Genomic DNA, 14,130 nt, shown 5'->3' on the forward strand with positions numbered 1-14,130 from the left:
CGAGTCCCCCAGCGCGGCTCACTCCTCCGGGGTCGTCTCCTCGCGGATGACCTGCTGGGCCACCCTGAACGCGCTGTTCGCCGCCGGTACGCCGCAGTAGACCGCCGTCTGCAGCAGCACTTCCTTTATCTCCCCCGGGGTCAGTCCGTTGCGCAGGGCCGCCCGGATGTGGAAGGCGAGTTCCTCCAGGTGGCCGCCCGCGACGAGGGCGGTGAGGGTGATGCAGCTGCGGGTGCGGCGGTCGAGGCCGGGCCGGTCCCAGATCTCACCCCAGGCATAGCGGGTGATGAACTCCTGGAAGTCCCCCGAGAACTCGTCCGCCTGGGCCAGCGCCCGGTCCACATGCGCATCACCGAGAACCTCGCGGCGCACCTTGATCCCGGCGTCGTACGGGTCGGGGCGCCCCACGACCTGCGGCTCCACCATCACGGCCGGGGCGATCTCGGCGATGGGCACGGGCTGCGGCGGCGGCGCGGCCAGGACCGGCTTGACCTGCGGAGCCGGGATGGCGGCAAGCTGCCCGGTGGTCGAGTCGAAGGCGGGCTGCCAGGCGGTCGAGAAGTGCCGGACCAGCAGGTCGGTGACGGCGGCGGGCTGCTCGACCGGCACCAGATGGGAGGCGCCGGGGACGACGGCGAGCCGGGCGTCCGGGATGCCGGCGACGAGGGTACGGGCCTCGGCCGGTCCGGTGACCTGGTCGTCCGAACCGACGAGGACCAGGGTCGGCACACCGACACGGCCGAGTTCGGGCCGTACGTCGAACGCCGCGAGTGCCTCGCAGGCAGCGATGTAACACCCGGGGTCGGTGGTGCGCACCATCTGCACGGCCCACTCGGTGATCGCGGGCTGCGCGGCGGCGAACCCGCCGGTGAACCAGCGTTCGGGCGAGGTCCGGGCGATGGGGTCGAGCCCGTTCGTCCGCACGATCACCCCGCGCTGCCGGAACTCGTCGGCGGTACCGAAACGGGGCGAGGCGGCGATCAGCGCGAGGGAGCCGACACGGTCCGGGTGACGCAGGGCCAGCTCGATCCCGATCGCACCGCCGAGCGCACAGCCGGCATAGCCGAAGTGCTGCACCCCGAGCCCGTCGAGGGTGGCGAGCAGCCGCAGGGCGAGGTCCCCGACGGAACCCGCCGGGTACGCGGGCGCACCGCCGTGCCCCGGCAGATCGAACCGAAAGACCCGCCACTGCTTCGCCAGCTCGGGAACCTGACGGTCCCACATGTGCCATGTAGCGCCGAGGGAGGTCCCCATGACCAGGACCGGGGCGTCTTCTGGCCCGTCAAAGCGGTATTGCAGAGTTTCGACGTTCTTCTCGCTCACCCGCCCACGCTCCCACATCTCACATTCTCCTCATGAGCGGAGGCAGCACCACTGGCCAAACCTCCCCACGCATCCGCCGCCGGACGCAAATCCTCCACATCGGGCTTCACGTACCAGCGCTGCGTCGTCTCTACCTTGGAGTGCCCCGCCCACCGGGCAAGGAGGTGGGGCGGCACCCCGTTGTTCGCGAGATAGGTGAAACAACTCGCGCGAGCGTCGTACAAGCGGACTCGCCGCAGCGCGTTCTCAGTCATGACCTTGTACGCCGGTTCCCGCAGCTGCCGTCCGTTGAGCACCCCGCCGAGTTCGTCCACGACGATGTACCCGCTGGCTTCGTACCGCTCCCCGGCCGCCCGCCTCTCAGCCATCTGCATGGCGTGGAAACGCGTCAGCGCCACTTTGACCAGATCGGGCAGGGGAAGCTCCCGCTCCCCTGCAAGTGACTTCGTGTCCTTCTCCACCACGGTCTTGTTCCCCATCACGTCCGGGTGTTGGCAATGGTCAGCATGGCCCTTTCCAGGTCGACGTCGGCCCAGCGCATGCCACAGTCTGTTGCTTGGACCCCATGAACCTCAACTTCCCCTGGTATCAAGGACTCCACGCTACGAGGGGACCTTCATGGGCGGGGTACTCACCGCCCGCGCCCCCTGAAGCCACTCCGGCACCCGCGCCGGCCGCTGCGGGCGCCGCTGCCCTCTTGTCTCGCCGGGGCAGCGGGCAGATGAGACGGATGCCGCAACCTGAGCGCCGGTACGTCTTCATGGCAGCGGGCCGTATCGAGCGCTCGTTGGATCACACAGGCAATGGATCACCCTGTCCCGCTCTCCGGGTACCGTCAGGGGTATGAGTCATCCGCACCCCGAGCTGAAAGCCGCCCCGCCCCTTCCCGAAGGAGGGCTGCGGGTCATCGCCCTGGGCGGCCTGGGGGAGATCGGCCGCAACATGACCGTCTTCGAGCACGCGGGCAAACTGCTCGTCGTCGACTGCGGCGTGCTGTTCCCAGAGGAGACCCAGCCCGGCGTGGACGTGATCCTGCCGGACTTCACCTCGGTCCGGGACCGGCTGGACGACATCGTGGCCGTGGTCCTCACCCACGGTCACGAGGACCACATCGGCGGCGTGCCGTACCTGCTGCGCGAGCGGTCCGACATTCCCGTCGTCGGCTCCAAGCTGACGCTGGCGTTCCTGGAGGCCAAGCTCAAGGAGCACGGCATCCGGCCGCGCACGGTGCGGGTGCGGGAGGGCGACCGGCGCGGCTTCGGGCCCTTCGACTGCGAGTTCGTGGCGGTCAACCACTCCATCCCCGACAGCCTCGCGGTCGCGATCCGCACCCGGGCCGGGATGGTGCTGCACACCGGCGACTTCAAGATGGACCAGTTCCCTCTCGACGACCGCATCACCGATCTGCGGGCCTTCGCCCGCCTCGGCGAAGAAGGCGTGGACCTGTTCCTCACCGACTCCACCAACGCCGAAGTACCCGGGTTCACCACCTCCGAGCGAGAGCTGAACCCGGCGATCGAGCAGGTGATGCGCACCGCGCCGCGCCGGGTCATCGTCTCCAGTTTCGCCAGCCACGTGCACCGCATCCAGCAGGTCCTGGACGCCGCCCACCAGCACGGCCGCAAGGTCGCCTTCGTCGGCCGGTCGATGGTCCGCAACATGGGCATCGCCCGTGACCTGGGCTATCTGAAGGTCCCCTCCGGTCTGGTCGTGAGCACCAAGGAGCTGGAGAAGCTCCCGGACCACAAGATCACTCTGGTGTGCACCGGCTCCCAGGGCGAACCGATGGCCGCGCTGTCACGGATGGCCAACCGCGACCACATGATCCGCATCGGCAAGGGCGACACCGTCCTGCTCGCCAGCTCCCTCATCCCCGGCAACGAGAACGCCATCTACCGGGTGATCAACGGACTCACCCGGTGGGGCGCCCACGTGGTCCACAAGGGCAACGCCAAGGTGCACGTCTCCGGGCACGCCAGCGCCGGCGAACTCGTCTACTGCTACAACATCGTCAAACCCCGCAACGTCATGCCCGTACACGGCGAATGGCGCCACCTGCGGGCCAACGGCGACCTAGCCATCCGTACCGGTGTCGACCCCGAACGGGTCGTCATCGCCGAGGACGGCGTCGTCGTCGACCTCGTCGACGGGCGCGCATCCATCACCGGCAAGGTCCCCGCCGGCAACGTCTACGTGGACGGCATGGAAGTCGGCGGCGCCACCGAAGCGTCCCTCAAGGACCGCCTCACCCTCGCGGCCGAAGGCGTGGTCACGGTGGTGGCGATCGTCGACGCGGACACCGGCGCCCTCGCCGAGGCCCCCGACTTCCTGGCCAGGGGCTTCGTCCACGACGACGCCACCTTCGAGCCGGTCATCCCCGTCATCGAGAAGACTTTGGCCACCGCGGCCGAGGAAGGCGTCGGGGACGCGCGCCAACTCGAACAACTCGTCGCCCGCGCCGTGGCGAACTGGGCGTTCCGCACCTATCGCCGCAAGCCCCTCATCATCCCCGTCATCATCGACGCCTGAGCCGCAGCCCGTCAGCACAGTCCCCGGTTCCGGTCGCGGCCCCGCCGGCATCGAGGCCGGCACGGGAGTCAGCAGCCACCCCAGCGGCCGGGGTGGCAACGCACTCAACATGATGAGTCATCGGGAACACATCCCAAGTGTCGGCCAATCCCAGCGGGACGCCGACACCGGAACCAACCTCGCCGATGCCTCCGCCCGGCGGACGGGGCGGACCGTTCCTGGGCGATGACTCGGGAAGTTCTCCGACAGCCCGCTTCAGCGGGCTCTCGGACAGGTGAAACGGTGTTCTCTGCCCCAGGCGACCGCGTCACCGGGGCAGGCGCCTGCGGCGGCGGCCCAGGCGCAGGCCGGGGCTTCTCGTCCTCCCCCGGGCTCCTGGGTGTCACTGACGACCATGCGGTCATGCTAGGAAATCTCACCCGGGCACATGACGGGAGGTCGGTCCAGAACCCCAGAGTCACGTCGGCCGACCCGGGCCGGTTCGCCCCCGTGTGAGCTCCAGCCCCGTTGACGCTACCACCAATGGGGCCTGCCGAAGCCGAGCAGAACGGCTGGTCATGGGAACGATCAGGGCTTACGAACGGGCATCTCCGCTCGCCCACGCGCAAGGATCGCCGATGCTTCCTGAGGTCCGCCCCCACGTATCCGCTGCCCTGGCACACCGGTTGGAACATCAATTGGGTCTGGCTTCGCGTCTCGAAGCCGCCCATCTCGATGTGGAGGGCGTCGCCGGCATCGCAGTCGTCGCAGCCGCCCACTGTGATGGCTATGCGGCCACCGACCATCTTCTCGGGCTGCTGGCCGCCCTGCCTGCCCTCACCGCAGCAGGAGAACGCTTCTGGTCGGACCTGTGGAGGTCTTCGGGCACCGCTTACCTGCTACCCGTCAACATCAAAGCTCTGGTGCCGCGTTCTCCGGCAGGAGAAGGAACCGCCCTGGCCCGGCAGATCCTCTCGGCCGTTGATCAGATGACACCGCCCCAGCGCGTCACGGCAGGGGAGGTGATCGGTCAAGCCTTCACCGAGTCCGACCATTTGCCCGACTCAGGTCACAGGTCATCGGGGAGTTGTGGCTCCGGTGTCTGGAACTGACCCCCTGGCGCGTTCTGCATGCGGAGCGCAGATGGGACGATCCGGCTGGACGGCAAGCTTTCGTCGACGCCTGGGCGGGCGCCTGACCGTCTGCCTCTCCAAGCTGCACGAACAGCCGCGCAGGGCATGCGCCCCACGAGCCCGACGACGCCTGCAGCGACTGAGTCCAGGGGTTCCGGACCCCGGTCGCGCCGGCCCTTCGCGCCGCAACAGCAGGGGCCGCGGAGCAATGGCTGCGCGGCCCCTGATCCTGCGCCGGCCCGGCACGAGAGCGGGCGCCTTCGTCCAGGTGGGCGGCTCGGCCCGCATGGGCGGCGGCCCCCGGACGCGGCGTGCGCGATCCCTCGGGCAGGTCTGCGAGGTCAGGCCGGGTTGATGTTCTCGGCCTGCGGACCCTTCTGGCCCTGGGTGACGTCGAACGTCACAGCCTGGCCCTCCTGAAGCTCACGAAAGCCGGTGGAGTTGATCGCGGAGTAGTGCGCGAAGACATCCGGGCCGCCGCCGTCCTGGGCGATGAAGCCGAAGCCCTTCTCCGCGTTGAACCACTTCACAGTTCCCGTTGCCATGTCCTATGCCTTCCAGTCGATGAACGCCTCCCACTCCATGTGGCAGACGGAGGTGATCGCCCTGGTCCCTGCGGCACAGCACAGCAAAACGCCCACACCAAAGGCGTGGGCAAGAGGGAATTCCGAACCACGACAGCTGACACAGACGTTACACGCCCACACACCACGTCACCATAGGAAAGGATCACGCCGCACACCGAGACCGTGCGTGCGATGCCCGCCGGCTCTGACGAGCACGCTCATCTCATTCTGCTGCCGTCGGGTTCACTGATTCGGCGGCGCGGCGATATTCGGCGTTGATGCGCTGGGCTTCCTCGAGCTGGTCTTCGAGGATGACGATCCGGCAGGCAGCCTCGATGGGGGTGCCCCGATCGACGAGTTCCCGGGCGCGGGCGGCGATACGCAGTTGGTAGCGGGAGTAGCGGCGGTGGCCGCCTTCGGAGCGCAGGGGGGTGATCAGGCGGGCTTCGCCGAGGGCGCGGAGGAAGGCAGGGGTGGTGCCGAGCAACTCGGCGGCCCGGCCCATCGTGTACGCGGGGTAATCGTCGTCGTCGAGACGGCCGAACGTGTCGTCTGCTGTCATTGCACCTCTCTGTGGAACGCGTTGAGGGGCCCTGGCGCCGTAGTGGCACCAGGGCCCCGAAGGAACTACTACACCATCTGCCGGCCCTGATACTGCACCGGCCCTCTGTTTCCGCAGACCCGACCGAGACGCTGTCGGGGGCGCGGGGATCGCGGTTGCTTGACCGGAGACCACCTCACTATCGATGTCCTGCGGTACCCGGGTCCAAGACTTCCGCCCGGGCGATCCTGATGGCGCTCGGATCCTCCGTTCTTCCCTCTTGATCAACTACTCACTGACGGAAACTGCGAACTGCTGATACCGCAAACTGCTGGTGGCCTCGAACAGAGCCACTCTTCGGCAGCCAGCCCCGTCGCCCGTCCTGCGTCTGCTCCGGCTTGGAACCCCACTGCCGAACCTCCCGGTGCGCGCGCCCGCAGCCGACGCCTTCACCGAGGTACTGCTCACTGACTTCACTGCTGGGTACTGCGATCCTTCATTTACGGGTACTGCGACTGCGGTACTGCTCATGGTGGCCCCTGATCACTGCGGGCCACCCGGTCCGGCCGTCGGTCCCGTCACCGTCCTGCAACCGCCTTGGCTTCGGAACTCCACCACCCAACCGTCCTGCGAACTACAACTGCGTTACTGCTGCCCGGCAGTTCATCTCTGCCGGGCCTCTCTCGATCTCGGCTACGAGAGAAACCATAACCACACCGCCACCCAATGTCTACTCCGACTGGTATAGATTTTCGCGCGCTCGAAGATGAGGTAATCCGCCTCGACCGGTCCATGGGTGGTTCAAGCAGCTCCGAGGCTCAGTCCAGCGCTCACCGTCACCCACCGCCGCGCAGCAGTCGGGCTGAGCCTGACGTCGCCGACTGCGCCGCGACTACCGTCGGCGGGCACCGGCCAACACTGTGTCTCGCGAAGAACACCACCGCCCGGGACGGACGCTTCCAGCCGCGACGCCTCGCAGGCCGGCCGTTGACGGGCGCGGCACGAGGGGCTGCGCCGCCCTCGACGATCCCGGGATGATCGAGCAGTCCGACCAGAGCAATCAGAGTCCCTGACCGTGGTCACCAGTGGCACTGTCATCACCGGTCGACTGGTTCTCGCAGCCACGCGGAGGCAGAGGGTGTCTGATGTGCTGACGGATTCCGCCCGCTTGGGCGAGTTCGCCGCCGTCTTCGACTCCCCCGCGAAGAAGGACGGGCCGCCCACGCGTCTGCACTTCCATGTCGCCCCGGGTCCTGGCGGGCACCCTGGGGAGCCCGGAGACGGGTGGGATGTACCGGGTTGCGATCGAGAACGTCAGCGCCTGGACCGGGGGCGACTTCAGCTATTCCGACCACTGAGCGACGGCGACGGGAACCCGCTGCACGCAGTGTGGGCCCGACCCGCGTACCGTCGGGCCCACACTGCTGGTCAGATGTCGGCTCGTGTCTGTTTACCCGGTCAGACCGTCACGGAGCGGGGGGGTGCCGAGCATCGCGGAGGCGTGCTGCAGCGAGCCGGGGATGCCCAGAGGCGCGGCCTTGGGGAGGGCGCGGCAGGTGAAGCCGAGCTGAGTCATGGCCCGGAGGACTTCGGCGGCGCTGAAGTCACGGCGGTCCTGGCGGGTGATGACTTGGCCGACTTGCTTGACGGGGTAGTGGCGGCGGCCGATGATCACCGATTCTCCGGTGACCGGTTCGGGCTTGATGCCCTTCATCGATTCCAGCACTCCGCCCTTGGTGAGCTCGAAGGGGAAGCGGGCGATGACGCAGCGCATGTGGCCTCACAGGGAGAGGGAAGAACGGTCCGATCATGGGCGAGGCGCTTCAGCGGGTGGCGAGGATGCCCGGGGCGCTGCCTTGCTCGTCTACGACTCGCAGAGCACCGAGCCGACGGGAGCGCATCGCGTGCTTGGCTTCGCCATCGCGGTCACGGGTGAGGTGGACGATCCGTGGTCGCCGAGGATGTCGCGCAGGCGGACCCGGTCCGTGTGAGCGCCGCTGTCGCGGACGGCGGTGAGGTCGGTTCGGGTCACCAGGCCGATGCGCTGGTCGTCCTGGTCGCAGACGACCAGTCGACCCGTGCGTGCGGCGGCCATGACGGCCAGCGCCACCTCGACGCTCATGTCGTCACAGACCTGCGGTCCGGCTGCGTCCATGAGCTCCACCGCCGTCCTGTGCACGGGGTTGGCGTCCGCCGAGAGGGGCTGCATCTGAATCAGCGTCAAAGGGTGCCTCCTGCAGAGATGGGTCAACTTTCCGATCACGAAGGTTCTAGGCCACCGCGTCGAGGACGGGCCGGCGAACGGGGGCGCGCCGGGTCGCCGAGGAAGGGCGGCGTCGGCCTCGGGAGGAGGCGCTGCGCTTGGGGCGTTCGACCACCGGTGCGGTGATGACGACCGGGATGCCGGACGGGGCCTGGGCCCCGGTGATCCGGCTCAGGGCCTCGTCTCCCAAGCGGATCTGGGTGGTCTGCGGCCGGATTCCGGCGTCCGACATGAGGCGGACCATGCCGCGGCGCTGGTTCGGTGTGACGAGGGTGACGACGCTGCCGGACTCGCCGGCGCGGGCGGTGCGGCCGCTGCGGTGGAGGTAGTCCTTGTGGTCGGTCGGCGGATCGACGTTGACGACCAGGTCGAGGTTGTCGACGTGGATGCCGCGCGCCGCGACATTGGTTGCCACCAGCACGGTGACGTGCCCCGTCTTGAACTGCGCCAGCGTGCGGGTGCGTTGCGGCTGCGACTTGCCGCCATGCAGCGCGGCGGCGCGTACACCGCTGTTGAGCAGGTCCTGGGTCAGCCGGTCGACGGCGTGCTTGGTGTCCAGGAACATGATCACGCGGCCGTCGCGGGCGGCGATCTCGGTCGTGGCGGCGTGCTTGTCGGCGCCATGGACGTGCAGGACGTGGTGCTCCATCGTCGTGACCGTGCCGGCCGACGGGTCGACCGAATGCACGACGGGGTCGGTCAGATAGCGGCGAACCAGCAGGTCGACGTTACGGTCCAAGGTGGCGGAGAACAGCATCCGCTGCCCCTCCGGACGCACCTGGTCGAGCAGCGCGGTGACCTGCGGCATGAAACCCATGTCGGCCATCTGGTCGGCCTCGTCCAGCACCGTGATGCTCACGTGGTTCAGCCTGCAGTCGCCACGGTCGATGAGGTCCTTGAGCCGTCCGGGCGTCGCGACGACGACCTCGGCCCCGCCGCGCAGCGCGCCGGCCTGCCGACCGATCGACATCCCGCCCACCACCGTGGCCAGCCGCAGCCTGACGGAACGGGCGTACGGTGTGAGCGCGTCGGTCACCTGCTGCGCCAGCTCACGCGTCGGTACGAGGACCAGCCCAAGCGGCTGGCGGGGTTCAGCACGCTGTCCAGCGGTACGGGCGAGCAGGGCGAGGCCGAAGGCGAGGGTCTTGCCGGAACCGGTGCGCCCGCGGCCCAGTACGTCACGGCCCGCCAGGGAGTTCGGCAGCGTCGCTCCCTGGATCGGGAACGGGGCGGTCACACCCTGCTTGCCGAGTTCGGTCAGCAGGTGCTCGGGCATGTCGAGTTCGGCGAAGCCCTCAACGGGGGGCAGCGCGGGGGTGATCGTCCTGGGCAGCGCGAACTCACCTTGCACTGTGGCTGGCCGGCGGCCGTAACCGCCGGAACGGGCAGGGCCGCCGGAACGGCGCGGTGCCTGCGAGCCCGTGCGACTGCCGCCCTTTCCGGCTGCGGCTCTGCCGTGACGGGAGCGGTCGAAGCGATCGTTCGTGCGTGTGCGATTCATGCGGAACCTTCCTCGATGTGGCGCATATCAAGGAATTCCCGCAGCAATGAGCGGCATGGAGAATTACAAGTATGGACCGGTGGCAAGAAAACAGATTTGGGCCGGCGGAAATACCCGGGGGTACAGGTGCTGAAATGGGTGACACGATGGGGACGTAAGATCCGGGCGTCGGCTGCGGCGCAGCTCTTCAGGACGCTCCTGCATCACTGAAAGAGGAGCCGCGCGTGGTGAGACTGCGGATTCCTCCGAGTCGTCCCGCAGGTGACACCGCTGCGGGAGATGCGTGCAACTGGGGCCCGCACCCCGAAGGATGCGGGCCCCAGCTACAAAATGTGCGTCAGCGTCAGGCCGGAACGATGTTCTCGGCCGTCGGGCCCTTCTGGCCCTGCGCGATGTCGAAAGTTACCTTCTGGCCTTCGAGCAGCTCACGGAAGCCCTGCGCGGCAATGTTCGAGTAGTGGGCGAACACGTCGGCGCCGCCGCCGTCCTGCTCGATGAAGCCGAAGCCCTTTTCCGCGTTGAACCACTTCACGGTACCAGTAGCCATGTCATATCTCCTTCGGGGCAGTACATCGGGATCCGCACTGCGCGGACGCCGTGTCGCCGCAATGATTACCCCGCCCGGAAATGACCGGAAATACAGAAGCGCCCAACCGACAGAACTGGGTGGGGCACTCGAAGTTTCGGGAACCACGACTGCAACCGAGATCGACAGTAGCACACTGGAACGGCCCGTGCACATTACGCAATTCCGCTCCACTCAGTGCGACAAAAACTCTCACTACGCGGTCCGCCAAAGCCTCACTTCGCAAGCACAGATATTGATCCACTCGGAGTGCTACGTTTCAGGAAGAGCGGTCTCACAAAGTGCAACCCTGACCCCCAGGGGGGCGACGACGTAAGCGGCTGTCCGGGAGACGCCTTCGAAGGAGACGACGGCACACACGGAGCGCGCCATGCAGGCGAAGCCGGTGCCCTGCGAACCGGCACACCGCGTCATTCCGAAGGAATGCGAAACTCGAATTCGGGACGGTCCCACGGCACGGCCGGCGGGTTCGCGAGCGCGGTCCCCGTCCGCACCGCACCAACGCGTTGGTAGAAGTCCTCGGCGGGAAGATGCGACACGACCTTGACACGGTCGAGCTTGGCGGCGCGGGCCTCGGATTGCATGTGCGCCACGAGCAGCCGTCCAATACCCCGTCCTTGCACTGCGTCGGCGACGAACAGCAGGTCGAGCTCCGGTGGAGCGAGGACGAGCGAGTAGAACCCGAGGACCCGGCCTCCCTGCTCGTCGGCGCCGACGGCCACGAAGGCGCGGTGGGCCTCGATGTAATCAGGACCGACCCGGTAGCCCGCGACTGCGGCTGCGTACTTACCCTCGTAGGCGCCTGAGCCACGCACGAGCCGCGTGAGCCGTTTGGCATCGCGCGCGACGGCCCTCCGTATCGTGATCGGCTGGCCGATCGGGGAAGTGCGTGAACTCATCGGGAGAGTATTTCGCACCGTAGAGTGCCTTCGTGCGGCGGGTCGGCTGCTCGGGCAGGCGTTCCTGCACCGCTCCCGGGAACCACTCGCCCAGGCCCTGATCGACCACGTCATTGCCGCGGAACAGGTCGCCCGCCAGCAGCAGCTGGACGCCCAAACCGCTGCGGAGGAGCCGGCACCAGGCGAGACACCACCCACTCGGAAGCCTCGCCAGGCCGCGCCCCCGTCTACGCAGGCCCCCGCCGAAGCCGGCCGACGGGGTCCTCACGTGTCACGAGCGATCACATGCGGGTCACCAACCCTGCGGACGCACTCATGTCACAAGGCTCTGACCTGGACTTACGCGCTCACCCTGGACCAAGTGGACGCCCACGGACGGCTTCTACGACATGTGCCAGGTGGTGCCCAGCAAGGGGCCCAGGATGAGGACCAGGGCGCCTTCCAGGCCGTCGAGGCGGTATTGGAGGGCAGAGGTCGTCGTCTCACCCGAGGGGACGGCTGTCATGGGTGGGTGGGCGGTGGAATCAGGGCTTGGGGACGGTTGGCGTGGGTGGGGCGGACTGTCGCGTTGGGGCCCAGAGGCGGTCCCCGCGATGTGAGCGGGCGGATGTGATGCGGATCAGGGGTTGCTCGGGGCGTCGAGGTCCGGCAGGGGTGTGCCCAGGCCTGTCAGGGCGCCTACCGGGTCCAGGTCGGGGGTGCCGCGGGGCCACCAGTCGTCGCGGGTCGGCTCGGATTCGTAGGCGTACCACAAGCCGTCGCGGCCGAAGCGGAGTTGGACCTGGCCGTTCGGGTGGGTGAGGTGGTTGCGCCAGGGGCGGAAGGCGGGGAGGTCGGCGGCGAGGAGGAGCGGGCGGGCGCGGTCGAAGCGCCCGGCGGGTGGGTCCCAGGGTTCGTCGAGGACGGTGAGTCCCTCCAGGCCCCCCTGGCGCCAGGCGGCGACCGCGCGCGCCAGCTCGGCCGGGGTGCGGCCGGCGGCGGAGGCCAGCGAGGAGTAGAGGGCGCGGGTGCCTGCGGTGAGTCCTGAGCCGGGGCGGGCCGCAGCGAGCCGTACCGCGTCCTGCCACAGCGTCAGCTCGGCCACCGGGTCGCGGCCGGTGGCGAGCAGGGCGTGCGCGCGGGCCGCCGCGTCCGTCGCCAACTGGTCCAGCGCGAAGGGGTCGGGGCCGCCCGGGGCCGCGGGATACACCGGGGGCTGCTCGGGGTGCGGGGGCAGGGGCAAGGGGGCCGGGAGGGGCGGAAGCCGGCGGGGGGCGAGGGCGTCGGTGGCCCGTACTCCGGGGAGCGGGGCGGGTTCCCGCTCCTGGGCGGCGCGGGCCGCGCGGGCGGCGTTGCGGCGGGACAACGCGTCCAGCAGGTCGCGTTCGCCACGGCCGCGCAGCAGGAGCAGGACGAAGGGGTCCGCGTCGAGCAGACGTGCCGTCTGGTAGCAGAGGGCGGCGGCGTGCTTGCAGGGGTGACCGAAGTCGGGGCAGCTGCAACGCGGTTCGAGCTCGCCCGGGCCGGGCAGCAGCGGCACTCCGCAGTCGGCCAGGGTCTCGGGCATCTCCTTGTCGAGGAGCGCGGCGATGTGCCCGGGCCGCTCCGCGGCGGCGTCCAGGAACCGCTCCCAGTCGGTGTCGTCGAGCGTGCGCAGCCGTACCTGCACACGGTACGGCCGGGGGCGGCTCCCCCGCACGTAGGCGAGCACGAGTCCGGGCGTCACCATGATGGCGTCCACGTGGCCCTGCTGGGCGTAACCGCGGCCGCGCGCCAGCCGCTTGGCGTCCAGCGCGCCTTCTTCGAGCGCGGTGAGCCAGGCGTTGCCCCACCAGGTCTCGGCGAAGCGGGCGTCGTCCGACGGCCTGGGCGGGAACGCGGGGAAGGTGCGGCGCAGTTCGGTGTCCCGGCCGGGGGCGGCCATGGAGCGGGGAACGCGGGGGGCGGCCGGCGCCCGGGCGGGCGAACTCCCGTCGTCTGCTTGCCGCGCCGAGTTGCCGGAGAGGGCGCCCGTGCGGTGCTCTTCCTCCGGCTCGGCAGCCAGGTCAGGCATCCGGAACGCGTCGCCGAGCAACTCCCGTACGGCATGCGTCCTTATGTCGGTGACACGGCCGCGCGTACGGCTCCGGGCCCGGGCCGCGGCGGGGTCGGGCTCCGGGCGAGGCGCCTTGGGTGCAGCCTCGGCGCCCGCGTCGGCGCCGCCCCGCGCCGCCCGCAGGGCCTCACGCACGAGGTCGGCGGGGCGCCCGCCGCGCCGAGCAGTTTCGGCACCGGGAGTGGCCGGGGCGGACTCCGCCGCGTCGTCCGGCCGGTCCCCTCCCGCCGAAGAGACGCCGCCTGAAGCGTCCAGGGCCGAGTCCGCCGCCGCGTCCGCGCCCGAAGCCGCCTCCCGCCGAGCGGAGAGTGCCTGCCGCAGAGCCTCACGGGCAACGTCACCGGGCCGGGCGGTACGGCCCTCACCGGGCTTTACGTGCCGCTCCCCTGCCGAGTCCTGAGCGGGAGCCGAGACCGGCGGGACGCCCACGGGCTCAGTCAGCTCCGGGGACTGTCCCGCGTCCCCCTGGGAGGCCGGGTCCGCCCGCCCTGCGTCCCGCTGGAGAGCGGGGTCCTCCCTGCCCGCGTTCCGACCGGAAGCCGGGTCCGGCGGGGCGCCCGCGCGCCCCGTCAGTCGCGGGGACTGCTCCCGCACCGCGTTCCGACGGGAAGCCGCATCTGGCGTGGCGCTTACTTGGTCCGTGGGTCTCGGGGACCGCTCCCCGCTCAACTCTGGCTGGGAAGCGGGGTCCTCCCTGCCCACGTCCCGACCGGAAGCCGGCTCCGGCGTGGTGCTC

12 protein-coding genes and 2 pseudogenes are annotated in these 14,130 nt (G+C 69.5%); 3 read left to right on the forward strand and 11 right to left on the reverse strand.

Annotated elements, in window-relative coordinates:
* Positions 1–18 precede the first annotated feature (18 nt).
* Together pcaDC and F7R91_RS42465 are read right to left on the reverse strand one after the other, a co-directional pair.
* Positions 19–1,341 (reverse strand): bifunctional 3-oxoadipate enol-lactonase/4-carboxymuconolactone decarboxylase PcaDC, encoded by a 1,323-nt coding sequence (gene pcaDC, locus F7R91_RS03365; protein ID WP_150944296.1) that lies wholly within the window; start codon positions 1,339–1,341, stop codon positions 19–21.
* Positions 1,320–1,802 carry a tyrosine-type recombinase/integrase gene (locus tag F7R91_RS42465; RefSeq protein WP_225320506.1) on the reverse strand — a complete coding sequence of 161 codons (483 nt, stop codon included), beginning with the start codon at positions 1,800–1,802 and terminating at the stop codon, positions 1,320–1,322. The genes pcaDC and F7R91_RS42465 overlap by 22 nt, the downstream gene beginning before the upstream one ends.
* A gap of 364 nt (positions 1,803–2,166) precedes the next feature.
* On the opposite strand from F7R91_RS42465, the gene F7R91_RS03375 reads away from it, so the two are divergent.
* Both F7R91_RS03375 and F7R91_RS03380 read left to right on the forward strand, forming a co-directional pair.
* Positions 2,167–3,852, forward strand: a complete 1,686-nt coding sequence (locus F7R91_RS03375) for a ribonuclease J (RefSeq protein ID WP_150944298.1) — start codon at positions 2,167–2,169, stop codon at positions 3,850–3,852.
* A 617-nt stretch (positions 3,853–4,469) separates the two neighbouring features.
* A complete protein-coding gene (locus F7R91_RS03380) occupies positions 4,470–4,943 on the forward strand; it encodes a hypothetical protein (protein WP_225320507.1) in 474 nt (157 codons plus the stop codon).
* A gap of 362 nt (positions 4,944–5,305) precedes the next feature.
* Here F7R91_RS03380 and F7R91_RS03385 read toward each other — a convergent pair whose 3' ends face one another.
* Both F7R91_RS03385 and F7R91_RS03390 read right to left on the reverse strand, forming a co-directional pair.
* Positions 5,306–5,509 carry a cold-shock protein gene (locus F7R91_RS03385; RefSeq protein WP_123545149.1) on the reverse strand — a complete coding sequence of 68 codons (204 nt, stop codon included), beginning with the start codon at positions 5,507–5,509 and terminating at the stop codon, positions 5,306–5,308.
* Positions 5,510–5,753: 244 nt separating this feature from the next.
* On the reverse strand, positions 5,754–6,092 hold the full coding sequence (locus tag F7R91_RS03390) for a helix-turn-helix domain-containing protein (RefSeq protein WP_150944300.1): 339 nt from the start codon (positions 6,090–6,092) through the stop codon (positions 5,754–5,756).
* A 1,013-nt stretch (positions 6,093–7,105) separates the two neighbouring features.
* Here F7R91_RS03390 and F7R91_RS42470 point away from each other — a divergent pair.
* A pseudogene (locus tag F7R91_RS42470) lies at positions 7,106–7,429 on the forward strand (hypothetical protein).
* Positions 7,430–7,521: 92 nt separating this feature from the next.
* Here F7R91_RS42470 and F7R91_RS03400 read toward each other — a convergent pair.
* The 7 genes and pseudogenes from F7R91_RS03400 to F7R91_RS03425 form a co-directional block, all read right to left on the reverse strand.
* Positions 7,522–7,845: an SCO5918 family protein gene (locus F7R91_RS03400; RefSeq protein WP_150944302.1), complete on the reverse strand. Its 324-nt coding sequence runs from the start codon at positions 7,843–7,845 to the stop codon at positions 7,522–7,524.
* Between the two features lie 49 nt (positions 7,846–7,894).
* Positions 7,895–8,295: pseudogene (locus F7R91_RS43765) on the reverse strand (CBS domain-containing protein).
* A 46-nt stretch (positions 8,296–8,341) separates the two neighbouring features.
* A complete protein-coding gene (locus tag F7R91_RS03410) occupies positions 8,342–9,835 on the reverse strand; it encodes a DEAD/DEAH box helicase (RefSeq protein WP_150944304.1) in 1,494 nt (497 codons plus the stop codon).
* 343 nt (positions 9,836–10,178) lie between these two features.
* A complete protein-coding gene (locus F7R91_RS03415; RefSeq protein ID WP_006136369.1) occupies positions 10,179–10,382 on the reverse strand; it encodes a cold-shock protein in 204 nt (67 codons plus the stop codon).
* 449 nt (positions 10,383–10,831) lie between these two features.
* A complete protein-coding gene (locus F7R91_RS03420) occupies positions 10,832–11,320 on the reverse strand; it encodes a GNAT family N-acetyltransferase (protein ID WP_191971326.1) in 489 nt (162 codons plus the stop codon).
* 382 nt (positions 11,321–11,702) lie between these two features.
* Positions 11,703–11,825 carry a hypothetical protein gene (locus tag F7R91_RS43770; RefSeq protein ID WP_269144737.1) on the reverse strand — a complete coding sequence of 41 codons (123 nt, stop codon included), beginning with the start codon at positions 11,823–11,825 and terminating at the stop codon, positions 11,703–11,705.
* Between the two features lie 114 nt (positions 11,826–11,939).
* Complete coding sequence (locus F7R91_RS03425; protein ID WP_408056002.1) at positions 11,940–13,823, reverse strand: SWIM zinc finger family protein; 1,884 nt, start codon at positions 13,821–13,823, stop codon at positions 11,940–11,942.
* Positions 13,824–14,130 lie beyond the last annotated feature (307 nt).

It is taken from the genome of Streptomyces luteolifulvus (assembly GCF_008806595.1).
Classification (GTDB): Bacteria; Actinomycetota; Actinomycetes; order Streptomycetales; family Streptomycetaceae; genus Streptomyces; species Streptomyces luteolifulvus.

Excerpts from the sequence above, each read along its gene's own strand:
- F7R91_RS03415 (WP_006136369.1), bottom strand. The coding sequence starts at position 10,382 with ATGGCTACTGGTACCGTGAAGTGGTTCAACGCGGAAAAGGGCTTCGGC.
- F7R91_RS03380 (WP_225320507.1), top strand. The coding sequence starts at position 4,470 with ATGCTTCCTGAGGTCCGCCCCCACGTATCCGCTGCCCTGGCACACCGG.
- F7R91_RS03410 (WP_150944304.1), bottom strand. The coding sequence starts at position 9,835 with ATGAATCGCACACGCACGAACGATCGCTTCGACCGCTCCCGTCACGGC.
- F7R91_RS03375 (WP_150944298.1), top strand. The coding sequence starts at position 2,167 with ATGAGTCATCCGCACCCCGAGCTGAAAGCCGCCCCGCCCCTTCCCGAA.
- F7R91_RS03390 (WP_150944300.1), bottom strand. The coding sequence starts at position 6,092 with ATGACAGCAGACGACACGTTCGGCCGTCTCGACGACGACGATTACCCC.
- F7R91_RS03400 (WP_150944302.1), bottom strand. The coding sequence starts at position 7,845 with ATGCGCTGCGTCATCGCCCGCTTCCCCTTCGAGCTCACCAAGGGCGGA.
- pcaDC (WP_150944296.1), bottom strand. The coding sequence starts at position 1,341 with ATGTGGGAGCGTGGGCGGGTGAGCGAGAAGAACGTCGAAACTCTGCAA.
- F7R91_RS42465 (WP_225320506.1), bottom strand. The coding sequence starts at position 1,802 with ATGGGGAACAAGACCGTGGTGGAGAAGGACACGAAGTCACTTGCAGGG.
- F7R91_RS03385 (WP_123545149.1), bottom strand. The coding sequence starts at position 5,509 with ATGGCAACGGGAACTGTGAAGTGGTTCAACGCGGAGAAGGGCTTCGGC.
- F7R91_RS43770 (WP_269144737.1), bottom strand. The coding sequence starts at position 11,825 with ATGACAGCCGTCCCCTCGGGTGAGACGACGACCTCTGCCCTCCAATAC.
- F7R91_RS03420 (WP_191971326.1), bottom strand. The coding sequence starts at position 11,320 with ATGAGTTCACGCACTTCCCCGATCGGCCAGCCGATCACGATACGGAGG.